Raw genomic sequence first — 22,665 nt, 5'->3', positions numbered from 1 at the left:
GTTTGGGCGGATCTTAGTTTTCATACCACCAGACATCGGGCTGGAACCCCGGCCAATCGCCATAAATCGGCAAGGTTGTAGGGTATTTCAATTCCTTTGCATGGGCCAGACGCGAAGTTTTTGCATACCAGAACGGCACGACATAGCGCCCTGCGGTCAAAATCCGGTCAAGCGCATGGGTGGCGGCGATGAAATCTTCTTGGCTCGTCGCGTTCAGCAAGGTTGCAATCATCGCCTCGGCGGCGGGCACATTCATGCCCATCAGGTTGCGACTGCCCGGCTCGGTCACGCCCGCAGCACCCCAGTAAAAGGTTTGCTCATTGCCCGGTGACAGCGACATGTTGCGGATCATATGGGTCATGTCAAAATCATAGGCATTGGTGCGTTCGGTCATCTGCGCACTGTCAATCGTGGTCAGCGTGGCGGTGATTCCAAGGGGTTTCAGCGCCTCGATATACATATTGGCGATGGTGGCCACCTCGGACGCGCCATTGGTCAGCAAGATGTCAAAGGCAAAGGCCTGCCCTTGGGCGTTTTTCAACACCCCACTGTCATCGGCCACCCAGCCCGCCTGTTCCAACAACGCCTTGGCGGCGCGGATGTTTTTGCGGTTGGTCGCACTGTCGGCCACGGGCAAGGCATAGCCGTCAATCACACCTGGGATCAGATCGGCGGCAAAGGGTTGCAGCAATTCCAATTCACGGCCTTGCGCAGGCGTACCCGTGGCCATGCCAAGCACCGAGTTTGAAAAATACGACTGGATGCGCGGGGCCGTGCCCCCCGTGACGGTGGTGTTGATCTGTTCAAAGTTGAACGCAAGGATCATCGCCTCGCGCACCCGCCAATCGGCAAATTGCGCGCGCCGTGTGTTCATGACAAAGCCGTCGATGCCCGACGGGCGGGAATGCGGGATTTCCGATTTCACAATCGCGCCGGACATGACCGCAGGAAAGCTGTATTGTTCGGCCCATTTGGCGGCATTGGTTTCGCGGTAGCTGGTGATCTCGCCCGCCTTGAACGCCTCAAACACCACACCATCATCGCCAAAAAACTCGTAGCGCACTGCGTCAAGGTTGTGGCGGCCTTTGTTAAAGGCCAAATCGCGGCCCCACCAATTCGGGTTTTTGACAAAGGAAATAAACCGCCCCGCCTCATACGCCCCAACCGTATAGGGGCCAGATCCGATAGGGGCCTCAAGCGTCGATTCTGTGAAATCCTTGCCCGCCCATTGCGCCTTTTGCAGCACGGGGCGCAGGCCAAGGATCAGCGGCAATTCGCGGTCCGGCGTATTGAAGGTGAACTTGACAGACCGCGGGCCAGAGATTTCGGCTGTTGCGATCTTTTTCCAAGAATTCAGATAACGCGGGTGGCCGACAGTGCCCAAGGTTTCAAAGGTCCACAGCACATCTTCGGCGGTCACGGGGCTGCCATCGGAAAAGGTTGCCGCCGGATTAAGGGTAAATTCGACGTAAGTCCGCGCGTCGTCTGTCTCTACCGATTCGGCCAAAAGCCCGTAAAGCGTGAAAGGTTCGTCATAAGACCGGCCCAAAAGGGTTTCCGAGGTTAACCCCGACTGCCCCCAAGGGGCCCGCCCTTTCAGGATGAACGGATTAAGGGAATCAAAGCTGCCCGATTCGCCAAAAATGATGCGCCCGCCCGCAGGGGCTGCAGGGTTTGCATAGGGGAGGGACACAAAATCAGGTGGAAGGGCAGGGTCGCCATACATAGCTATGCCATGTTTGGGGTCTGCAAGGGCGGGAATCGCTGCGACACAAAGCAAAACGGTTGCCATTAGACTGTGCCGTATCGCGAAAAATTGATGTTTCATTCCGGCAACAATCCTTAAACCCCATGATCTATTGGTCCTGATACTACGGATGGTTATGTGGATTTTCAAACTTTTAACTTGGCCACAGGCAACTTAGCGCGTATAAAGTAGGAACTGCTCGATAGGTTTCTTGCCTGTATGAAACCTGCCTCAATAACTTAACGCCAGCCTCGTGCTGGCGTTTTTTTTTGGCAAATTGCGGTCTCTTATCAGGATTCACAGCTTTTTCAGACTTTGCCTGCACGATGGTGCGATCAATGGGGGCAAAGTGCTGGACGATGGCGAATATTGGCTATTATTCGATGGACAGCGGCCAAGGCATGGCCGGAATGCGCGATGATATCATCGCAGCGGGCCACAACCCGATTGAGATTTTCGACCCAAGCAGCGCGCAACTTGCAGGGATTGACGCGCTCTATGTTTGGAACGGTGACAATTCGGGATTTAATGCCGAATTTTTGGGCCGGATGCCCGATATCACCGCTGCGGTGAATAACGGCATGAACATGGTGATCTTTGACCGTGCTACCGGCGTCGCCAACCCGCAACTCATTTTGCCTGGAACCAGCCTGACCCATGTGCGCGCCACAACGGCAGATGCAAACCTGACCGCCGCAGGAGAGGCGGATTTGGGCAACGGTGCTGGCGGCATTATCACCGATGCCTCGCTTGATGGCGGGAACTATACAACGCACGGCTATGTCAATGCGGCCAGCTTGCCCCCCGGTGCGACCGTGCTAATGACGCTGGGTGATAATGACGAAAGCAAGGCCGTCGGCTTTGTCTATGATTTCGGGGCAGGGTCGGTGCAATATTACGGCATTCCGATGGACTACTATAATGAAAATAGCCAGGCTTGGGAAAACTTTGCCATCAATACCTTGGAATTTGCGGCGATGTGTTTGGGGGCAGGGACCCGCGTTCTAACCTACAAGGGCTATCGCCGCGTCGAAAACCTGCGCGCAGGGCAGCTGATCTGGACCCAGGATCACGGGTTCCAACCCTTGCTTGCCTTGGTTGCCTCGGCCGCGGGCGATGGGCCGGTCGTCACCGTCCCCAAAGGTGTGCTTGGCAATGCGCGCGATTTGGTTCTATCGGGGCAACACAGGATCTATCTTGATGGCCCAAAGTTAGAGCTGTTGACGGGATATGATGGGGCCTTTGCGGTGGTGGCACATATTGCAGGGCTTGGCGGCATCACGGTCGCACCTCTGCCAAACCTTGGGTTTTACAACCTGTTGTTCGCCCAGCATGAGGTGATACTGGCCGATGGTGCGCGCGTTGAAAGCCTGTATGTCAGCCCGATCACCCGCAACGCGATGGGCTTTGCCGCGCGCCGTACTTTGGACCGCAAACACAGAATGGTTTTGGCCTATCCCGAGCTGGACCGTTGGACAGCGCGGGCCGTTTTCGGTGAAATCGCCAAGCCCGCAACGGCGGCGTTGCACAGCACAGCCGCGTGATTGCAGCGGTCAATCCATATCCATGAACCATTTCAATGAATTAAGAAGGGCGATCCGACCATAGCGCCAAAACCCGCTTTTGCCCAATGATGGCTCGATTCCGAAACCGCTTTGCGTTATTGCTGCACTAGCAAAATAACGGAGGCGCAGATGTCACTTGCAGGAAAAACCGCAGTTGTAACGGGATCAAATTCAGGCATCGGGCTTGGCGTTGCGCATGAACTGGCGCGCGCAGGGGCGGATGTGGTGATCAACTCTTTCACCAACCGTGATGAAGATCACGCACTGGCCGCTGAAATCGCCGCCGAACATGGGGTATCGGTGCGCTATATTCAGGCGGATATGTCCGATGCCGCAGCCTGCCGCGCGCTGATAGAACAGGCGGGGGTCTGCGATATTTTGGTCAATAACGCGGGCATCCAATATGTCGCCGCGATTGAGGAGTTTCCGACCGACAAGTGGAACGCCATTATTGCGATCAACATGTCCTCGGCCTTTCACACAACGGCGGCCGCCTTGCCTTTGATGCGCGCCAAGGGCTGGGGCCGGATTGTCAACGTGGCCTCGGCGCATGGTTTAACCGCCAGCCCTTATAAATCGGCCTATGTCGCGGCAAAGCACGGGGTGGTCGGCCTGTCCAAGGTGACGGCACTGGAAACCGCAGGCGCAGGGATTACCTGCAATGCCGTTTGCCCCGGCTATGTGCTGACCCCATTGGTCGAGGCGCAAATCCCCGACCAGATGAAAAAGCACGGGATGGACCGCGAAACCGTGATCAAACAGGTGATGCTGGAACGCCAACCCAGCCGCCAGTTTGCCACAACGGCGCAAATCGGGGGCACGGTTGCGTTTTTGTGTTCCCCTGCTGCGGACCAGATCACCGGCACCACACTCTCGGTCGATGGTGGCTGGACCGCGATGTGAAAACCGTCCGCGTAAACCTTGCCCTACAAGGCGGCGGCGCGCATGGCGCCTTCACTTGGGGCGTGCTGGACCGGCTGCTGGACGAAGAGTGGCTTGAAATTGCAGCTATTTCCGGCACTTCGGCGGGTGCGTTGAATGGGGCCGCGTTCAAGGCGGGCATGGCGCAAGATGGGCGAGCAGGCGCACGTTTGGCGCTGGATCAGCTTTGGGCGCAGGTTGGCACCTTAAGCGATATGCGTTTGGGCGCATGGATGCAGCCGGTTTTGCCCTTTGCAGCCGCCGTGACAAACGCATGGGAAACCGCCTTCAACACCTCGCCCCAAGGGATCGCGGCGCAGTTGTTTTCACCCTATGCCCTTGGGGATGCGTGGAAAAACCCGCTGGCCCCTGTGGTGGCGGCGTTCGATTTTTCCAAGGTTTGCGCTGATGCGGGGCCACGGCTGTTTGTCTGTGCCACCAATGTCCGCAGCGGCAAGGCGGGGGTGTTTACAGGAAAAAACATCACCCCTGATGCGATTTTGGCCTCGGGATGTTTGCCCACTGCGTTTCAAGCGGTGGTGGTGCCGGACCCCGTGACGGGCGAAATGGACGCATGGTGGGATGGCGGATATTCCGGCAATCCAGCGCTTTTTCCGTTGTACGACAAGGGCTTGCCAGACGATCTTATCATCGTGGCGATCAACCCTATTCACCGCGACCGCGTGCCAAAAACACCTTTGGAAATTCAGGACCGGATAAACGAGATCAGTTTTAACGCGCCTTTATTGCGCGATTTGCGGGCGATGGCCTTTGTGAAACGCTTGCTCGGCTCGGGGGCATTGGAACCGGGCAGCATGAAAGATGTGGCGCTGCATCTGATTGCCGATGACGTGCTGATGAACGACCTGACCGCCAGCAGCAAACTGCTGCCGACACCTGCGCTGCTTGAGCGGCTCAAGGCGGCGGGGCAGGCGGCGGCGGACCAGTTTTTGACCAATCACCGCGACGCTTTGGGCAAGCGCGGCACTGTTGACCCGCTGGCCTTACTCGACTGACCCGCTTGGCTGGGTAATCGCCACGCCGTCTTTGTCCTTGCCATTGGGATAGACAAGGCCCGCCGAAATAATAAGCTTGGCCGCGTCTTCGATCTTCATATCCAGCATCCGTACATCGGTGCTGGGCACGAACAGCAAAAAACCCGAGGTCGGGTTGGGCGTGGTGGGCAAAAACACCGACAGCATTTCGGCGTGTTCAGGGAATTTCGCCGCGATCTCGCCCTTGGCGCTGGTGGAAATAAAGCCAATCGCCCAAATCCCCTCTTTCGGGTATTCAACCAGACAAGCCTTTTCAAAATTCTGATCGGTTTGCGCGAACACGGTTTCTGCGATTTGCTTGATACCGCTGTAAATGGTGCGCACCACAGGCGTGCGGTCGACCAGCCGTTCGGCCCAGTTCAAAAACGACCGCCCGATGATGCCGCGCGCGATCCAGCCCATGAAGATGGTGAACACAAGAAAGATAATAACACCCGTGCCGCGCAGGTTGATCCCGTTTTCCTTGCAGAAAAATGGCGGTTTAGTGGGGTCTGACGCCCAAAAGCGGCTGATCCCTGTGGCGGGTTCAAACGGCGAGGGGCAAAACCAATAGCCGAACCATTCCGACGGCTGGTACTTTTCGGGGATAAACGGCAACACAAACCCGTCAATCCAGCCCGTCACCGTCCAGATCAGATAGAGCGTCAGGGCGATGGGCAAAACCACCACCAAACCGGTCAGAAAACTGGTGCGCAAGCCCGCAAACAGGCCACGTTTCTTTAGCGGTGCAGGGTTCTGGTTGGTCATGTCGGGCCCCTTTTGGACGCCAAGCAACCTAAGGGCGGCACGGCGCGTTTACAATGGTAAAGCGGCGGCAAAGCGCCTGCGCGTCAGGGGTTTATACGTGCTTTGCTGATCGCCACGGCAATTTCCGCCCCCAAACGCGCATTGTTGCGCACAAGGGCGATGTTTGCGGTCAGCGAGCGACCTTGTGTCAGCGCAAAGATACGGTCAAGCAAAAATGGCGTGACCGACTTTGCCGCAATCCCTTGGGCCACCGCCTCGGCCAGCGCCTGTTCGATCATCGGCAGGATCTGGGGCAGGGGGATTTCATCGGCCAAGGGAATCGGGTTGGCGACCAATTGCCCGCCCGTCAGGCCAAGCCGCGCGCGCATCAGATGGGCGGCAGCAATTTCGCCCGCCGTATCAAAGCGCAAAGGCGCCATCAGGCCCGACGCGCGGGCCCAAAAGGCAGGCATTTCGGATTGACCATATGCGATGACTGGCACGCCAAGGGTTTCCAGCACCTCCAGCGTTTTTGGGATGTCCAGAATGGCCTTTGCCCCTGCAGCAATCACCGTGACGGGGGTCTGCGCCAGTTCCTGCAAATCGGCAGAAATATCAAAACTGGTTTCGGCCCCGCGATGCACGCCGCCAATCCCGCCCGTGGCAAACACGTCAATCCCCGCCAGCCGCGCGCCGATCATTGTGGCCGCAACCGTCGTAGCCCCCGTATCACCCGACACCAGACACGCCGCCATATCGGCCCGTGACAGCTTGCGCGCATCCGGCGTTTGCCCAAGCTTTTCAAGCTGCTGCGGCGACAAACCAATGTGGATTTTGCCCGCCATCACGGCAATGGTGGCCGGAATGGCACCCGCATCGCGGATGTCTTGTTCCACCTGTGCGGCCATCTCGATATTTTGCGGAAAGGGCATGCCGTGGGTGATGATCGTGCTTTCCAGCGCGACAACGGGGCCACCACGGGCCAAGGCATCGGCCACTTCGGGCAGGATCGTCAAAGGGGCGTTTGTCATGTCTCTATATCTCCGGATACATAATCTGCGGCGGCCAAAATCGCACGGTCCAGCGCGTCTTGCCGTGTGGCGCCACTGCGGGTGGCAACAATATGGGCGGCCATAAACGTATCGCCCGCCCCCGTGACGCGGGTGACCATCACCTGCGGCGGCGCGGCGGTAATGACACCTTGACCTTGTGTGCCTTCGGCGCAGGTTTTGCCACCATCCGTGACCAACACGCGCGCAGCCCCGCGGGCAAGCAAGCCAAGGGCCGCATCGGCGGCAGTGGTAAAGGGCGACTTTGCCAGTAAACCCGCTTCCTCTAAGTTTACATAAAGCGTCGCAGTCGGGTGCGCCAACAATGGCAACAACCGTTCGGCCTTGCCCGGGCTGGCAGGGGCCACACGCAAATCGGCAGCGGCAAACAGGGGCGAGGTCGCGATTTGCGCCAAAAGGGTTTGGGTCAGATTGCCATCCAACGCGATCACGCCTTGATAGGGCGCATCGGCACGCCCCAAACGCCCATCGGCCAGCGGGCGCAAGATCTTGTCGCCTGCCGCCTCCAGCGAATGCGCATCGGCGATCGCGGCGATCAACCCGTTCGCCCCTTCAATGGCCATGTAAATATCCGTGGGCAAATCATCGGACCGGTACAGGCTGTCCGTAATCAAACCCATTTCCGCACAGCGCGCGACCAGTTCGTCCCCTTCGGGGTCGCGCCCCACGGCTGACAAAAGCGCAGGCCGCACCCCGAACCGCGCCAGCGTCATCGCGATATTCAGCGCCACGCCCCCTGGCAGTCGTGTGATCCGCCCTGGAACGTCAGACCCCAACCGCATCGACGCAGGCGAGCGGCCAATCACATCCCATAGGACGGAACCAATGCAAAGGATATCAGGTGTATTCATGTTGCGGGTTTTCACCCAAACCCGACACTTGCGCAAGGGTGAAGCGACGGAGCCTCCGGCGGGGATATTTTTGACCGAAAAGAAAGGCGGACTGGTTTCATCTTTGCCCAAATACTCAAAAAACGGTGGGGACGGGTGCAAAGCTGGGGAAGGGGCCTTGTAATCGGGTACATGGCGCGGTAAGGCCTGCGCACTTTCACAGGTGGGGCTTGGGCCTGACGGGGAGAAATCCCGTTTGGTCCGCCGGTTGGAACATTTGTTCTAAAGACGGCCCTGCCGAGGATTAAACCGGAAAAGGATAACGGCATGGCTCTTCCCGAGTTCACCATGCGTCAGCTTTTGGAAGCTGGCGTTCACTACGGTCACCAGACCGCACGCTGGAACCCAAAGATGGGTGAGTACATCTATGGCGACCGCAACGGCATTCACATTCTCGATTTGACGCAGACTGTTCCAATGTTGGATCAGGCGCTGAAAGTTGTGCGCGACACGGTCGCCAAGGGCGGCCGGATTTTGTTCGTCGGCACCAAGCGTCAGGCCCAAAAAGCTGTGGCAGAAGCGGCTGAAAAATCGGCGCAGTTCTACATGAACCACCGCTGGTTGGGTGGCACGCTGACCAACTGGAAAACCGTTTCCCAGTCGATCCAGCGCCTCAAGCAGTATGACGAGCTGATGGCCAACGGCGCCGAAGGCTTGACCAAAAAAGAGCGACTGAACATGGAACGCGAGCAGGGCAAGCTTCAGGCCTCGCTCGGCGGGATCCGTGAAATGGGCGGCGTTCCCGACCTGATCTTTATCATCGATGTTGGCAAGGAAGACCTCGCCATTCTGGAAGCCAAGAAATTGGGCATTCCGGTTGTGGCCGTGGTTGATACCAACTGCAGCCCAAAGGGCGTTGATTATGTGATCCCGGGCAACGACGACGCGGCCCGCGCGATTGCGCTCTATTGCGACCTGATTTCGCGCGCAGCCCTCGACGGTATGTCCGCCCAGATGGGTGCAGCCGGGATCGACCTTGGTGCTTTGGAAGATGCGCCGGTTGAAGAGGCTGTTGCAGACGCTGCCGAGGCCTGAGGCCTTTTGAACTTCATTGATCCGGCGCGGGCAATCCCCGCCGGATTTTCCACTTGATATGAGGAGAGCCACGATGGCGATCACCGCACAAATGGTGAAAGAACTGCGCGAAATGTCTGGCGCAGGGATGATGGATGCGAAAAAAGCGCTGACCGAGGTTGAGGGCGACATGGAAGCCGCAATCGATTGGTTGCGCACCAAAGGTCTGGCCAAAGCCGCCAAAAAAGCCGACCGCATTGCGGCCGAAGGTTTGGTAGGCGTTGCCGTTTCAGGTGGCCGCGGTGTGGCTGTCGAAGTGAACTCGGAAACCGATTTCGTTGCCAAAAACGCAGATTTCCAAAAGCTGGTTGCGGGTATCACCCAAGCCGCCCTTGGTGTTGCAACTGTGGAAGAGCTGGCAGCAGCCCATGTTGGTGGCAAAACAGTTGATGAGACTGTTTCGTCGGCCACCGCTGTGATCGGCGAAAAAATCTCGCTCCGCCGTATGGCTGTGATTGAAGGCGATGCTGTTGCGGCCTATGTGCACAACGCAGCCGCCGATGGCATGGGCAAAATCGGTGTGTTGGTTGCTGTGAAAGGCACCGACAACGGGATTGCCAAGCAGATCGCCATGCACATCGCGGCCTTCAACCCTGCATCCTTGTCCGAAAAAGACCTGGACCCGATACTGGTCGAGCGTGAAAAGAACGTGCTGACCGAGCAAGCGCGCGAGTCTGGCAAGCCAGAGGCCGTGATCGAAAAGATGATCGTGGGCCGCATGGCAAAGTACATGGAAGAAGTGACTTTGCTGGGCCAAAAGTTTGCGATGAACCCAGAAATCACTGTGGCACAAGCTGCGAAAGACGCTGGCGTTGAAGTGCTGGCCTTTGTGCGTGTCGCGGTTGGCGAAGGCATCGAGAAAAAAGAAGAAGATTTCGCGGCAGAAGTTGCGAAAACTTTGGCTGGCTAAGGCTTAACGCTTTTGACTGCAAAAAAAACGGCCCAGATCGCTCTGGGCCGTTTTCCTTTGTCCTTGACCGGAACCTATACCGGCAGTCGGTTTCATTTGGATAAATCGAAATAGCGATCCAGCGCCACATGAACCTGCCCCGATGGCGTAACGCCAGTTGTTTCGGGTATGATCAATCGTACGGCATTCCCTTACGTAAATCCACAATTGAACAGCAAACCTGACTAAAAAGACAGGTTTAGGGGCCATAGCGGCCTATATTGCGCTGCGAACCGTGTCACGGCGGCAGGCGGCAAGGGTTTTCGCGGTCAAATCAGGGGCCAAATGCGCCATTGCGTCATATTGGGTCAAAAATACCTCGCCCGTTAAATCAGCCATAAAATGACTCCGGCGCAGGCGGTCCATCACAGGGCCTTTCACCTCGGACATGTGCAAGGTGACGTTCGATGCTTTCAGCATCTGGTTGATCGCCTCAAGGCTTTCCAGCGCCGAGCTGTCCACCTCATTCACCGCCGGAAACATCAGGATCAAGTGGCGGATCGCGGTATTGGCGGCAATTTTATCCTGCACAAAATCCTCAAGGAACCGCGCGTTGGGGAAATACAGGCTTTCATCGACCCGCACGGTCAGCACATCAGGGGCTGTAATCACGGCATGGCGGTCGACATTGCGGAAATGCTCGGTCCCAGGCACTTGGCCCACAATCGCCACATGCGGGCGCGAGGTGCGGTAGAGGTGCAAAAACAGCGACAGCGCCACCCCTGCAAGGATCCCCGATTCCACGCCCATCGCCAGCGTCACAAGGATGGTCGCAATCATCGCAGCGCCGTCCGTGCGGCTATAGGCCCATGTGCGGCGAATGGCGCCCAGATCGACCAGCGTCAACACCGCAAGGATGATGGTCGCGGCCAGCGTCGCCTTGGGCAAATAGAACAGGGCAGGGGTCAGAAACACCGTGGCCAGCGCCATGCCAATCGCGGTAAAGGCACCTGCCGCAGGGGTCTGCGCCCCGGCATCGAAATTCACGACCGACCGCGAAAACCCACCCGTCACCGGAAACCCGCCCGACATGGCCGAGCCGACATTACAGGCGCCAAGGGCAATCAATTCCTGATTGGGGTCAATCCGCTGACGGCGTTTGGCGGCCAGCGTTTGCGCCACCGAAATGGTTTCAACATAGCCCACAATCGCAATCAGCAACGCAGGCACAGCGATTTGCGCCCATAGATCAAGGTCGAACGGCGGCAAGGTTGGCACGGGCAACCCTTGCGGTACGGTGCCCACAACGGCCACACCGCGCCCATCAAGGCCGAACAGATAAGTGACCAAAGTGGTGGCAACCACTGCCGCCACAGGGGCTGCACGGGTCAGGATGGTGGCCATGTTAGGTGAAACCTGCCGCGCCAAAAGCCATGATTTCAAATGCTTGCGCGACCAGAACAAAAACCCCACAGCCCCCGCGCCAAGGATCAGCGTAAAGACATTCAGACCGGACAAGTGGGCAAATATCTGGTGCAACAACTCGGGCAAGGTTTCGCCCTTGGCCTTTATCCCCAGCAAATGCGGCACTTGCCCGGCGGCGATGATCAGCCCCGACGCCGTGATAAACCCCGAAATCACCGGATGGCTCAGGAAATTGGCGATAAACCCAAGCCGCAAAAACCCCATACCCAACAGCATCAACCCCGATAAAAAGGCCAGCGCAATCGCTGCACCGTAATATTCGGGCGTGCCTTGGGCCGCCAGTTTGCCCACCGCCGCCGCGGTCATTAGCGATGCCACAGCCACAGGCCCCACGGCCAAGGTGCGCGAGGTCCCGAAGATGCCGTAAATCACCAAAGGCAGGATCGAGGCGTAAAGCCCAACCTGCGCCGGCAGGCCCGCAAGCAGCGCATAGGCCAGCGATTGCGGGATCAGCATGATCGTGACAATCAGCGCCGCCACAAGGTCGCTGGTCAGCGTGTCGCGCGAATAGCTGCGCGACCATGTCAGAATGGGAAAATAACGGCGCACTGGGCGGCTCCTGCAAAACGGCTTTGCGTCTATGTAAAGGTTATCCGACACATTACAAGATTTGAATGTGTTGGAAGCATCATTTCGGGGCAGGGATCACAAATTAATGTCATAGGTCGCCCATTTTGTCTTATCCGCCAGCCGGTCATAGACAGCCCTTGCGCGGTAGTTATCATCGGCTGTGATCCAGCGAATAACCGTCCAACCCTGCGCACGACCATGATCGCGCAAGGCCCCGATCAGCGCATCGGCAACGCCTTGGCCACGGCCAGCAGGCGCCACAAACAAATCATCCAGAAAACCGCCGGTGGATGCCGACAATGGCCGCGCAAAGGGCCGGAAATGCGCAAGGCCCACCAAACCCGCCGAACCTTCGGCCACCAATCCGCGCACGGGGTTTGCATCATCCATCAGCCAAGACCAAACCGTGTCACGCATCGCAGGCGTTTGCGCGACATTGTAAAACGTGGCATAGCTTTGATAGAGCATATCCCAAGTGGTGCGGTCGGCGGGCATTGGTGGACGGATGGTCAGGGACATCAGGGCGGCCTTTATATTGGATCTTTGGGCAATAGATTGGGGAAAAGCCCTAAATACAAGGGATTCAATACATCATTATATTACATAATATTGATTATCGGATATTCAGATGTCGCCGCAAAGTTAGAATGTCCCACATCTGCAAAGTAGAAGTGTCACACTTCCCTGTTGATCAAGCAGGATTGGAGTGTGGCCGTGGGATGGGTGATCATGAGCGAACGCGAACTGAACCGCATTGAAGTACTGAGCCAAGTGACACAAGGCCGGATGACGGCTGTGACAGCGGCCAAAGTGCTGGATTTGAGCCGACGACAAGTACATCGATTGCTGAAGGACTTCCAGACTGAAGGCCCGGCAGCGATCCGCCATAAGGCACGTGGTCGCCGGTCCAACAACCGGATCGATCCTGCGGTGCGTGCGTTTGCGGTGACGCTGGTCCGCGAGAACTACATCGACTTTGGCCCAACTTTTGCAGCTGAGAAGCTTGCGGAAGATCATGGGCTGAAGGTGTCACGTGAGACGCTGCGCAAGTGGATGCAGGACGCCGGGATCTGGTTAAGCCGCAAGCAACGCAGGACATTTCACCAACCGCGTCTTCGCCGGGAATGTCTGGGTGAGTTGATCCAGATCGACGGCTCGGACCATCGCTGGCTTGAAGATCGTGGACCTGCTTGCACCCTGCTCGTGTTCATCGACGACGCGACCAGTACATTGATGCAGCTGCGGTTTGTGACGTCTGAGAGCACCTTCAGCTACTTTGAAGCACTGGATTTATATCTCGCGGCACATGGTCGGCCTGTGGCGTTCTATTCTGACAAGCACACGGTGTTCCGTGTTGCCAATCAATCGGCCAAATCGGGCCATGGCATGACCCAGTTCGGACGTGCATTGAACGAGCTAAACATCGAGATTCTTTGTGCAAACAGCTCTCAGGCCAAAGGTCGTGTTGAGCGTGCCAACCGCACCTTGCAGGATCGTTTGGTCAAAGAACTTAGGCTTGAAGGCATCTCAGATATGGAGGCTGCCAATGCGTTCCTGCTGGGTTTCACCGAACGCTATAACGCCAAGTTCGCAAAGGCACCGCGCCGTGCAGACAACCTGCATCGCCCCATGAACATTGAACCGGACCTGTTGCGGGATGTGTTCTGTTACCGCGATGAACGCGTGGTGGGCCCTCAATTGGCGTTTTCCTACGAGCGCAAGCGGATCATTCTGGCCGAGAACGAGATGACGCGTGATCTGCCAGGCAAATACGTGGACACCTTCGCCTTCCCCGACGGCCAATTTGAGGTGCGCTGGAAGGGTGTGTCGATCCCCTACTCAGTCTTCGACAAAGACCAGCGGGTCACCCATGCAGCGATCACTGAGAATAAGCGCCTCAGTGCAGTCCTGGAACATATCAAAGCTGAACAGGACAAAGCGGCTCCAAAAAAGCGCCGGGCTGGCAAGCAAGCGACGCGCTATAAGCCAACCGGCAAACGGAACGACGGCTGGAACTCCAAACTAGCCCGACGCGCAAAAGAACGCGCTGAGATGGCTGCATCGCACGCCGCCGAATGATCCAACCCACAGGGCTGTTCAGGGCTACGATATATGACGTCTCCGCCCTGCCCAGCCCTGCTTACACATAACCAAGTGGGACATTTCTACTTTGTTGGCGGAAGGACAGTTCAACTTGGTTGCAACATCAGATGGTCCAAGCAGGCCCCTAAACCGCTTGCCCCGCAGCCCAGCCCGATGACCACGCCCATTGAAAATTATACCCGCCCAGCCAACCGGTTACGTCGACAACCTCACCAATAAAGTAAAGCCCCGGCACGGTTTTCGCCTCCATCGTCCGGGCATCCAGCGCGTCCGTGGTCACGCCGCCCAATGTCACCTCGGCGGTGCGGTATCCTTCGGTGCCCACGGGTCGCATCTCCAACCCATGCACAAGCCCCGCAATCCGGTCCAGCGTGGCGTTGGATTGATCCGCCAGATTGCCGGTGGTGGCGCTGATATCCTCGATATAGCGCGCAAGGCGTTCGGGCAGAATTTGGGCCAGTGCCGTACGAATGGCGATCCGCCCCGCCTGCCCGCGCATCTCGCGCAAATGCGCGCCGGCATCGGTTTGCCCCGACAGATCGACCGAAATCGGTTGCCCTTCGCGCCAATAGCTTGAAATTTGCAGCACCGCAGGCCCAGACAGGCCGCGATGGGTGAACAAAAGCGCCTCGTCAAACCGCGTTTTGCCGGTTGCAACCGACCCCGTGACCGATACCCCCGCCAGCGGTTTCAACGGCTCCAGCTCTTGTTCGGCAAAGGTCAGCGGCACCAAACCGGGCCGCGTTTCCACAATGCCAAGCCCGAATTGTTCAGCGACTTTATAGCCGAAACTGGTCGCCCCCATCTTGGGAATAGACTTGCCACCGCAAGCCATTACCAGCTTTTCCGCCTGCACCACCCCGCGCGAGGTGGCAATCCGAAAGCCAGTTTTGGCCTGCTGAACATCTGATATTTCCGTTTTTAACCAAAGCGTTGCGCCAGATTCTTCAAGATCTGCCACAAGCATGGCGACAATCTGTTTGGCCGACCCGTCGCAAAACAGCTGCCCCAATGTCTTTTCATGCCAGGCAATGCCCGCACCTTCAATCCGCGCGATAAAATCCCATTGGGTATAGCGTTTCAACGCCGACAGCGCAAAACGCGGGTTTTCTGACACAAACCGATCCGCCGCGATTCCCAGATTCGTGAAATTGCAGCGCCCCCCGCCAGAAATGCGAATCTTTTCGCCCGGCGCCGCAGCGCCCTCGATCAACAGAACCCGCTTGCCGCGCCGCGCCGCCTCAACCGCGCAAAACATGCCCGCGGCCCCTGCCCCAATGATTGCTACATCTACCTGCATAACCCAACCTGTTAAGGCCTGCGCGCCCCCACCGCAACGGGGCAGTTTGGCACAGAAAAATTAGATATGCTTTTTTCACCAAATGCCTCTTGCGGCCCACGGCGGCCTTCGCTAAATACCGCCGAAGTTGGGGCGTGGCCAAGTGGTAAGGCATCGGTTTTTGGTACCGTGTACCGTAGGTTCGAATCCTACCGCCCCAGCCAATCATCTTAGATGGTTGAAAACCTTTAATTATAGATGTTTTGCTGACCAATTGCTTTGAGGGGCGCCCGAGTGGAGTCTTCATATAAAAGAGTTCGGTAACCGAAAATCGTCATATATTACTTAGTTTCAACAGATCAGGTTTTCAAAGCGCGGGATGACTTTACTTTATGCTGCCTTTGGGGCCTTCTGGTCGGTGAAGTTTTGGAGGAAAATATGTCCCTATCCCTCGTTTCAGCGATCCGTTCCGATGTGTTTACGGGGCGAAGATCATAAATTCGCCATGCCTTTCCAGCCCTCGATCACTCAACCCGTCGCCCCACCCTCAGCGTATCCTAAAGTGTTTCGGCAACAGACCAGCCTCAGGCTTTTAAACCTAGCACCCTAGCCATCTTTCCCGTTTCACACCTGCGTCGCGCCAGATGCAAACCGGAGCCCCCAACAGCTATGTCAATCCGCCGCTTTGCCCTGCTTGTTCTGTTGCCGCTGGCCGCCTGTGGGGGCAACAGCAGCGACATGCTGTTCTATCCGCTCGAAGGTCCGATTGCCGTGTCCGAGCCATCGCGCGTCATCAAGGCGACTGCCACCGACACCGACAAGACCTCGGGTGAGGTCACTTTCCGGCTGCCGGGCAAGCTAAAGTGCAAGGGCACATGGTCATCGCTGTCGCCCAAGGTCATCTCGCAAACCCGCGGCGTGTCATTGACCCTGCGCGATACAGGCGGGCGCATCGGAACCGAGCGCAAATCGGTTCCGGGCGTGAACAATGGCGAGATCTACGCTGTGTGCAACGACGGCACCCGCGTGCAAGGCAATTTCACCATCGGATCGGGCACCGCCAGCGGCACAGGCCGGGCTACCGACACCAACGGGAATGTCTATAAACTGTTGTTCTAGCATAGGTCATTGCCTCTCCTTTGATAGTGTAATGTGCAGCAAAGGAGATGAACCACGGGCACAGTCAGGACGGATGAACTTCGCAAGGATGCTGTTCGGATCACGCTGACCAGCGGGCTTTGTCCCCTGAATATGGAATGACCGACCCCTCCGCTGCCCCCCAAGCCTGTTCGGACATCCCTTCCCCCTTTGCCGTCTTGCGCCAAGTTTGGAAATCCAGCCCCACCTTTGTTGGCGTTTCCATCTAGCTGCTCGGGCCCACAGCAAGCACGCTAAGGCCCCGTCCTGCTATCAGATCTGCGGTCCGTTTAAAGTCCAACACTCGGGTAAAAACCTCCAAACACATTCATCAATCTTGATGTGAATCAACGATAAATTTCCCGATCTGGCATAGACTCCTTTTGTCCCAAACACAGGAGTTGATCATGGGTCTTATCTCTAAAAATGTTCTTGCGGTTGTTTGTATGGTTGGTCTTACCGCAGTATCGGGGTGTGGTGCCGTTATTCCAAATGGCGATGGTTTTGATGCCACAAAAAATCCGCCGACCATTTTTGGTCCCGCGCCAAAGGCTGTGCCGCGCAAGCCTATCTCGGTCAATGGCAAGTCCTTTCCGACACGGGTGCTTGAGCCGTTCAACTCCAATTTAAAACCGACAACCCAAGTCAATGTTCACGGCAATTGGGTGCGCTGTGTTGGCGGGAATTGCGCGGATGCGGTAAAAGACGCCTTGCAAGCCGAAGCGCAAGGGGGTGGAGGCAGCTGCTAAGCTGGCCACACCAAGCCCAGCAGAAGTTCAAAGCACACTGTAACACTGCGTGACATCAAGTGTCTTCCCCCGTTGGCCCGTCAGGTTGGGCCTGCGGGGGCGGGCTTGTGATACGCGCGCAGCACCCGGTTTTCACGGATCGCCCACCCGGCCAAAAACGCCCAAGACCTCTGCATCTTGCTGTTTCGGCTTGCAAAGGCGCGCAATCGGCGCTGTAACTTTGCCAGCAACCCTAGGCGGGTCTTGCACGGTCCAGAGGGTAGACATGACACAGGTGGCAAAGACGGAGAGGCCCGCACGGGCGTCTTATGATGTGGTGATTGTGGGCGGCGCGATGATGGGATCATCGACAGCTTGGTTTTTGGCCCAGAACCCTGATTTCAACGGCACGGTTCTGGTTGTCGAACGCGACCCCAGTTACGAATTTGCCGCGACCTCGCACACCAATTCCTGTATCCGCCAACAGTTTTCCACCGGGCTGAATGTCAAAATTTCGCAATTCGGCGCGGAATTTGTGCAAAATCTGCCGCGCTTTATGGGCTCTGACGCGCCCAAGCTGACCATCCAGAATTTCGGCTATATGTATCTGGCCAACAGCGCGGCCTTTGCAGATGTGCTCCGCGCCAGCCATAAGGTGCAAGTGGCCGCAGGGGCCGCGACGCAGCTTATGACCCCCGATCAGATCAAAGCCGCCTATCCGTTCTATGCCGTCGATGACCTGACCTTGGGCAGCATCAACACGGTGGATGAGGGCTATTTCGACGGGATCACCCTGTTTGATATGTTCCGCCGTGGCGCGCGGGCCAAAGGCGCCGAATATATCGCGAATGAGGTCGTGGCGATCACCAAAAACCCTACGGGTAGCCGTGTCGACAGAATCACCTTGGCGACCGGCGAAACCATCGCTTGCGGCCAGCTTGTCAACGCTTCGGGTACACGCGGGGCCAAGACCGCAGCTATGGCAGGCATAGATATTCCGATTGAACCCCGCAAACGCTTTACTTGGATTTTTACCGCCGAACAGCCGCTTGACCGCCCCCTGCCCCTGACCATTGACCCATCAGGTGTGCATTTCCGCCAAGACGGCAAAACCACCTATATGGCGGGCGGCCACGCCGATTATGACCCCGCTGTCGATCAAACAGATTTCGAAATGGACCATACGATCTGGCAAGACCACATCTGGCCTGCCATCGCCACCCGCGTCCCGCAGTTCGAGGCGATCAAGGTGATCCGCGAATGGGTTGGCCATTATGATATGAACACGCTGGACAAAAACGCCATCGTCGGGCCGCATCATGACATTAATAACTTTCTGTTCCTGAACGGTTTTTCAGGTCACGGGCTGCAACAATCCCCTGCAATGGGGCGTGGCACCGCCGAATGGCTGGTCTATGGCGGCTACCGCAGTCTGGACCTGTCACCACTTGGGTTTGACCGCGTTTTGCGCAACCAGCCCTATTTGGAAAAGGCTATCATTTAGTCTGCCCCACTGCGCCGCCATTTTATCCCAACCCAACCCCTGTTTTTTTATCAAATGGTTATTTTTTGTCTGGGGTAATCGGTTTAAGGCTGGACCATCGCTGAAATTGGCGTAGCGTACCGGCAAGCCAACGGGGAACCTTTATATGACTGCCAACCTGCACCCACCCATTTTTGATGGCCACAATGACGTGCTTTTGAAACTGTACCGCGCAGGCGGCGTGTCTGCGGCAGCAAGTTTTCTGACCGGATGCGCAGGTGCGGTTGATGTGCCTGCGGCCAAGGCGGGCGGTTTTGCGGGCGGGTTCTTTGCGGTCTACGTCCCTTCACCCACCGACCTTGCCCTGAAGTTCGAGGAAATGACCAAGCCGGAATATCAGCTGGTTCTGCCCGATGAAATTCCTTATGCGGACGCTATTCCCGTGGTCATGGCACAATCTGCCATTCTGTTTGAAATGGAACGTCTGGGTGCGCTGAAAATCTGCCGCACGGTGGCCGATATCCGCGCAGCCATGGCCGCAGGCATTATGGCCGCCATCTTTCACATCGAAGGGGCCGAGGCGATTGACCCCGATTTCCACACGCTTGAGGTGCTGTATCAATCGGGCCTGCGGTCCATCGGTCCGGTATGGAGCCGCCCGACCATTTTCGGCCACGGCGTGCCCTTCCGCTATCCGTCCAGCCCCGATACGGGCGATGGGCTGACCGATACAGGCAAACGGCTGGTCAAACGCTGCAATGACCTTGGCATCATGCTGGATCTGTCGCATCTGAACGAGGCAGGGTTTTGGGATGTCGCGCGCCTGTCGGATGCGCCCTTGGTCGCCACCCATTCCAACGCCCATGTGATTTGCCCGCACAGCCGCAACCTGACCGACAAGCAGCTTGCGGCGATCAAGGACAGCGACGGCATGGTCGGTTTGAACTTTGCGGTGGCTTTCTTGCGAGATGATGGCAAGATGCTGGCAGATGTGCCGATGTCACAGATGATCCGGCATCTCGACCATTTGATCGCACAGGTGGGCGAAGACCGCGTGGGCCTTGGGTCCGATTACGACGGTGCCGTGGTGCCGCAAGATGTGACCCGCGTGTCCGGCTTGCCGGTTTTGCGCGATGCGATGGAACAACACGGATATGGTGCAGCACTGATTGCCAAGCTGTGCCACGGAAACTGGCTTCGGGTGCTCGAGAAAACCTGGGGGGGCTAACCCCTGCCCTGCACCCCGATTATGTGAATCACAACAGAGAGGTTGATACTATGACAATTTGGAAAAACACACTGGCCGGGGCCACGATGGCCGTGGCACTCAGCTTTACCTCGGTGGCCGTGGTCGCCGAAACCCCTGCCAACATGCTGGTCATCGCCAACCGGATTGATGACATCAAATCTATGGACCCTGCGCAAAGCTTTGAATTTGCAGGCTCGGACGTGAACCAGAACGTTTACAGCAAGCTGGTCAATTTTGACCCCTTGGATTTTGACAAAGGCTATGTGCCCGATCTGGCCGAAAGCTGGGTCGTGTCCGAAGATGGCAAATCCATCACCTTCACCATGCGCGAAGGCGTGATGTTCCAGTCCGGCAACCCCGTGACAGCAGAAGATGCCGCATGGTCGCTGCGCCGCGCGGTGATTTTGAACAAAACACCTGCGTTCATCCTGACACAATTCGGCTTTACCCCTGAAAACGTGGCGGACACCATCAAGGCCGATGGCAACACCGTGACTATCACCACCGACAAACGCTATGCGACATCCTTTGTGCTGAACTGCCTGACCGCCACCATCGGCTCGGTTATCGACATGAAAACCGCCATGGCCAATGAAGTCGACGGCGACATGGGCAATGGCTGGCTGAACACCAACACCGCAGGCTCGGGCGCCTACAGCCTTGTCAGCTGGAAGCCGAATGAGTCCGTCACCTTGCAGGCCTTCCCTGGCTATTACGGCGGCGCCCCTACGATGGAACGTGTGATCGTGCGCCATGTGGCCGAATCCGCCAGCCAGCGTTTGCTGCTTGAGGCCGGCGATATTGACGTCGCCCGCAACCTGAACCCCGAAGATGTCGCAGGCGTGCGCAATGCCCCCGGCGTCAAGGTGCAAGAAGAGCTGAAAGGCCGTTTGATGTATATGGGCCTGAACCAGACCCATCCGGTCCTGTCCAAGCCCGAAGTGCGCCAGGCGTTCAAGTACCTGATCGACTATGAAGGCATGCAAAACAGCTTCCTCAACGGTCAATGGGCCACGCATCAAAACTTCTTGCCCAAAACCTATCTGGGCGCGTCGACCGAGAACCCGTTCAGCCTGAACATCGAAAAGGCCAAGGAATTGCTGGCCGCCGCAGGGGTTGAAAACCTTGAGGTCGAAATCGGTGTGCGTGAGGCGCAAGAACGCATTGAAATGGCGCAGTCGTTTCAAAATACTGCCGCCCAAGCAGGGGTGAAAGTCAACATCACCGTTGGCACCGGCTCGCAGATCCTAGACCGTTACCGCGCGCGGGAACTGGATTTGTCGCTGGAATCCTGGGGCCCGGATTACCCAGATCCGCAAACCAACGCAGGCACTTTTGCCTATAACCCCGACAACAGCCTAGAGGCGCAGGGCACTGGCTATCTGGCATGGCGTCTGGCGTGGGACACATCCGAATTCAACCCGATGACCGAGGCCGCGGTCCAAGAGGTCGACACCGAAAAGCGGATCGCGATGTATAATGAATTGCAGGCAAAGTTCCGTGACGAATCGCCTTTTGTCATGATGTTCCAGCAGTCCGAGCAAAACGGCGTGCGTGACAATGTGATGAACTTCACCACAGGTCAGGCGATCAGCGCCGCTGACTACAGCAAAGTCACGAAGTAATGGCATTGGCCGAAAACGAGGGGGGCGCGCGCAATCGCGCCTCCCTGCCCCGCTGGGTCACCGCTACGCTGAAAACCATAGGCTCCATCGCTGTGACGATGCTGGGCCTTGTTTTTATTACCTTTATCATCGGACGGGTCATGCCGATTGATCCGGTTTTGGCGATTGTGGGTGAACGCGCGTCACAATCCACCTATGATGCCGTGTTCTTGCAGCTTGGGCTGGATAAGCCGGTGATTGTACAATTCGCCTATTACGTCTGGGATGTGCTGCACGGCGATTTCGGCATGTCGCTGCTGAACGCGCGCCCCGTGTCCGAAGATATCGCGCGGGTTTTCCCCGCCACGCTGGAACTGGCCACGCTTGGCGTGTTCTTTGGCATCGTTTTGGGCGTGCCCTTGGGCGTTGTTGCCGCAGTGCGCAAAGGATCATGGATCGACCAAGTCGCCCGTGTTGTAGCGCTGGTGGGATATTCCATGCCGATTTTTTGGCTGGGTCTGATGGGCCTGTTGATCTTTTACGGCATGCTCGGTTGGGTCGGTGGCCCGGGCCGCGTCAGCATATTTTACGAAGATATTGTCCCCTCTGTGACCGGCATGATCCTTGTCGACAGTCTCCTCGACCGCAACTGGACCGTTCTGAAAGACGCCTTCAGCCATATCGTCCTGCCCGCGTCTTTGCTCGGCTATTACTCGCTGGCCTATATCAGCCGGATGACCCGCAGTTTCATGCTGGAACAGCTCAGCGCCGAATACATCACCACCGCCCGCGTTAAAGGCATGTCGGAATGGGATGTGGTCTGGAAACACGCCTTTCGCAACATCCGCGTGCAGCTAATCACCGTGATCGCGCTGTCCTACGCAGGCCTGCTGGAAGGGTCGGTTCTGACCGAAATTATCTTTAGCTGGCCAGGCATCGGCAGCTATATCACCACCGCCCTTTTGTCGGCCGATATGAATGCGGTTCTGGGCGGCACGGTCGTCGTGGGCCTTGTGTTCATCTTGCTGAACATCCTCTCGGACCTGCTTTACAAGGTCTTTGACCCCCGTGCGAAGTAAAGCCGTGCCAA

Annotated in this window: 19 protein-coding genes and 1 tRNA gene; 13 read left to right on the top strand and 7 right to left on the bottom strand. The window is 57.2% G+C overall.

The genetic code is table 11. The annotated features are described in order from the left end of the window. Nucleotides 1-13 precede the first annotated feature (13 nt). A complete protein-coding gene (locus G560_RS0113500) occupies nucleotides 14-1,828 on the bottom strand; it encodes an extracellular solute-binding protein (RefSeq protein WP_028914085.1) in 1,815 nt (604 codons plus the stop codon). 278 nt (nucleotides 1,829-2,106) lie between these two features. Here G560_RS0113500 and G560_RS0113495 point away from each other — a divergent pair, with 278 nt between their 5' ends. From G560_RS0113495 to G560_RS0113485, 3 genes are all read left to right on the top strand, one after another. Then, nucleotides 2,107-3,291 carry a Hint domain-containing protein gene (locus tag G560_RS0113495; protein WP_022704837.1) on the top strand — a complete coding sequence of 395 codons (1,185 nt, stop codon included), beginning with the start codon at nucleotides 2,107-2,109 and terminating at the stop codon, nucleotides 3,289-3,291. Between the two features lie 150 nt (nucleotides 3,292-3,441). Beyond that, nucleotides 3,442-4,215 carry a 3-hydroxybutyrate dehydrogenase gene (locus tag G560_RS0113490; RefSeq protein WP_022704836.1) on the top strand — a complete coding sequence of 258 codons (774 nt, stop codon included), beginning with the start codon at nucleotides 3,442-3,444 and terminating at the stop codon, nucleotides 4,213-4,215. Further along, a complete protein-coding gene (locus G560_RS0113485; protein ID WP_022704835.1) occupies nucleotides 4,212-5,249 on the top strand; it encodes a patatin-like phospholipase family protein in 1,038 nt (345 codons plus the stop codon). Before G560_RS0113490 ends, G560_RS0113485 begins: the two co-directional genes overlap by 4 nt. Here G560_RS0113485 and G560_RS0113480 read toward each other — a convergent pair. The 3 genes from G560_RS0113480 to G560_RS0113470 all read right to left on the bottom strand — a co-directional run bounded on the left by G560_RS0113480 (nucleotide 5,238) and on the right by G560_RS0113470 (nucleotide 7,935). Next, on the bottom strand, nucleotides 5,238-6,035 hold the full coding sequence (locus G560_RS0113480) for a DUF502 domain-containing protein (protein ID WP_022704834.1): 798 nt from the start codon (nucleotides 6,033-6,035) through the stop codon (nucleotides 5,238-5,240). The genes G560_RS0113485 and G560_RS0113480 overlap by 12 nt on opposite strands. Before the next feature lie 83 nt (nucleotides 6,036-6,118). Continuing rightward, on the bottom strand, nucleotides 6,119-7,045 hold the full coding sequence (locus tag G560_RS0113475) for a pseudouridine-5'-phosphate glycosidase (protein WP_022704833.1): 927 nt from the start codon (nucleotides 7,043-7,045) through the stop codon (nucleotides 6,119-6,121). Continuing rightward, on the bottom strand, nucleotides 7,042-7,935 hold the full coding sequence (locus G560_RS0113470) for a PfkB family carbohydrate kinase (protein WP_022704832.1): 894 nt from the start codon (nucleotides 7,933-7,935) through the stop codon (nucleotides 7,042-7,044). Before G560_RS0113470 ends, G560_RS0113475 begins: the two co-directional genes overlap by 4 nt. 306 nt (nucleotides 7,936-8,241) lie before the next feature. Between G560_RS0113470 and rpsB the strand changes: the two genes are divergently transcribed. Beyond that, nucleotides 8,242-9,009 carry a 30S ribosomal protein S2 gene (rpsB, locus tag G560_RS0113465; protein ID WP_022704830.1) on the top strand — a complete coding sequence of 256 codons (768 nt, stop codon included), beginning with the start codon at nucleotides 8,242-8,244 and terminating at the stop codon, nucleotides 9,007-9,009. 73 nt (nucleotides 9,010-9,082) lie between these two features. Further along, the gene (gene tsf, locus G560_RS0113460) at nucleotides 9,083-9,958 is read left to right on the top strand and encodes a translation elongation factor Ts (protein ID WP_022704829.1); all 876 of its coding nucleotides are present in this window, start codon (nucleotides 9,083-9,085) and stop codon (nucleotides 9,956-9,958) included. Between the two features lie 255 nt (nucleotides 9,959-10,213). On the opposite strand, the gene G560_RS19320 is transcribed toward tsf, so the two are convergent. Further along, on the bottom strand, nucleotides 10,214-11,971 hold the full coding sequence (locus G560_RS19320) for a SulP family inorganic anion transporter (protein WP_231575910.1): 1,758 nt from the start codon (nucleotides 11,969-11,971) through the stop codon (nucleotides 10,214-10,216). Nucleotides 11,972-12,067: 96 nt separating this feature from the next. Further along, nucleotides 12,068-12,511 carry a GNAT family N-acetyltransferase gene (locus G560_RS0113445; RefSeq protein ID WP_022704826.1) on the bottom strand — a complete coding sequence of 148 codons (444 nt, stop codon included), beginning with the start codon at nucleotides 12,509-12,511 and terminating at the stop codon, nucleotides 12,068-12,070. Between the two features lie 195 nt (nucleotides 12,512-12,706). On the opposite strand from G560_RS0113445, the gene G560_RS0113440 reads away from it, so the two are divergent. Further along, on the top strand, nucleotides 12,707-14,071 hold the full coding sequence (locus G560_RS0113440) for an ISNCY family transposase (RefSeq protein ID WP_028914081.1): 1,365 nt from the start codon (nucleotides 12,707-12,709) through the stop codon (nucleotides 14,069-14,071). Between the two features lie 148 nt (nucleotides 14,072-14,219). On the opposite strand, the gene G560_RS0113435 is transcribed toward G560_RS0113440, so the two are convergent. Then, complete coding sequence (locus tag G560_RS0113435) at nucleotides 14,220-15,395, bottom strand: BaiN/RdsA family NAD(P)/FAD-dependent oxidoreductase (RefSeq protein ID WP_022704824.1); 1,176 nt, start codon at nucleotides 15,393-15,395, stop codon at nucleotides 14,220-14,222. Between the two features lie 128 nt (nucleotides 15,396-15,523). Between G560_RS0113435 and G560_RS0113430 the strand changes: the two genes are divergently transcribed. From G560_RS0113430 to G560_RS0113395, 7 genes are all read left to right on the top strand, one after another. After that, nucleotides 15,524-15,598 (top strand) — tRNA-Gln (locus G560_RS0113430). Between the two features lie 445 nt (nucleotides 15,599-16,043). Beyond that, nucleotides 16,044-16,493, top strand: coding sequence for a hypothetical protein (locus tag G560_RS0113425; protein ID WP_022704823.1), 450 nt, complete (start codon nucleotides 16,044-16,046; stop codon nucleotides 16,491-16,493). Nucleotides 16,494-16,918: 425 nt separating this feature from the next. After that, a complete protein-coding gene (locus tag G560_RS0113420; protein WP_022704822.1) occupies nucleotides 16,919-17,260 on the top strand; it encodes a hypothetical protein in 342 nt (113 codons plus the stop codon). Nucleotides 17,261-17,525: 265 nt separating this feature from the next. Continuing rightward, nucleotides 17,526-18,743, top strand: a complete 1,218-nt coding sequence (locus G560_RS0113410; RefSeq protein WP_022704820.1) for an NAD(P)/FAD-dependent oxidoreductase — start codon at nucleotides 17,526-17,528, stop codon at nucleotides 18,741-18,743. Nucleotides 18,744-18,888: 145 nt separating this feature from the next. Then, complete coding sequence (locus G560_RS0113405) at nucleotides 18,889-19,950, top strand: dipeptidase (protein WP_022704819.1); 1,062 nt, start codon at nucleotides 18,889-18,891, stop codon at nucleotides 19,948-19,950. A gap of 50 nt (nucleotides 19,951-20,000) precedes the next feature. Then, nucleotides 20,001-21,596, top strand: coding sequence for an ABC transporter substrate-binding protein (locus G560_RS0113400; protein WP_022704818.1), 1,596 nt, complete (start codon nucleotides 20,001-20,003; stop codon nucleotides 21,594-21,596). Next, entirely contained in the window at nucleotides 21,596-22,654 is a 1,059-nt protein-coding gene (locus tag G560_RS0113395; RefSeq protein WP_022704817.1) for an ABC transporter permease, read from the top strand. The genes G560_RS0113400 and G560_RS0113395 overlap by 1 nt, the downstream gene beginning before the upstream one ends. Nucleotides 22,655-22,665: the final 11 nt, after the last annotated feature.

Origin of the sequence: Pseudorhodobacter ferrugineus DSM 5888 (assembly GCF_000420745.1) — a bacterium.
Taxonomy (GTDB): domain Bacteria; phylum Pseudomonadota; class Alphaproteobacteria; order Rhodobacterales; family Rhodobacteraceae; genus Pseudorhodobacter; species Pseudorhodobacter ferrugineus.
The sequence above is the reverse complement of the archived record's forward strand: the minus strand, read 5'-3'. Positions and strand labels throughout refer to the sequence as shown.

Coding starts and splice junctions, on each gene's coding strand:
- G560_RS0113480 (WP_022704834.1), bottom strand. CDS start 6,035: ATGACCAACCAGAACCCTGCACCGCTAAAGAAACGTGGCCTGTTTGCG.
- G560_RS0113410 (WP_022704820.1), top strand. CDS start 17,526: ATGACACAGGTGGCAAAGACGGAGAGGCCCGCACGGGCGTCTTATGAT.
- G560_RS0113400 (WP_022704818.1), top strand. CDS start 20,001: ATGACAATTTGGAAAAACACACTGGCCGGGGCCACGATGGCCGTGGCA.
- G560_RS0113405 (WP_022704819.1), top strand. CDS start 18,889: ATGACTGCCAACCTGCACCCACCCATTTTTGATGGCCACAATGACGTG.
- G560_RS0113435 (WP_022704824.1), bottom strand. CDS start 15,395: ATGCAGGTAGATGTAGCAATCATTGGGGCAGGGGCCGCGGGCATGTTT.
- G560_RS0113420 (WP_022704822.1), top strand. CDS start 16,919: ATGGGTCTTATCTCTAAAAATGTTCTTGCGGTTGTTTGTATGGTTGGT.
- G560_RS0113395 (WP_022704817.1), top strand. CDS start 21,596: ATGGCATTGGCCGAAAACGAGGGGGGCGCGCGCAATCGCGCCTCCCTG.
- G560_RS0113495 (WP_022704837.1), top strand. CDS start 2,107: ATGGCGAATATTGGCTATTATTCGATGGACAGCGGCCAAGGCATGGCC.
- G560_RS0113475 (WP_022704833.1), bottom strand. CDS start 7,045: ATGACAAACGCCCCTTTGACGATCCTGCCCGAAGTGGCCGATGCCTTG.
- G560_RS0113500 (WP_028914085.1), bottom strand. CDS start 1,828: ATGAAACATCAATTTTTCGCGATACGGCACAGTCTAATGGCAACCGTT.
- rpsB (WP_022704830.1), top strand. CDS start 8,242: ATGGCTCTTCCCGAGTTCACCATGCGTCAGCTTTTGGAAGCTGGCGTT.
- G560_RS0113490 (WP_022704836.1), top strand. CDS start 3,442: ATGTCACTTGCAGGAAAAACCGCAGTTGTAACGGGATCAAATTCAGGC.
- G560_RS0113445 (WP_022704826.1), bottom strand. CDS start 12,511: ATGTCCCTGACCATCCGTCCACCAATGCCCGCCGACCGCACCACTTGG.
- G560_RS0113470 (WP_022704832.1), bottom strand. CDS start 7,935: ATGAATACACCTGATATCCTTTGCATTGGTTCCGTCCTATGGGATGTG.
- G560_RS0113425 (WP_022704823.1), top strand. CDS start 16,044: ATGTCAATCCGCCGCTTTGCCCTGCTTGTTCTGTTGCCGCTGGCCGCC.
- tsf (WP_022704829.1), top strand. CDS start 9,083: ATGGCGATCACCGCACAAATGGTGAAAGAACTGCGCGAAATGTCTGGC.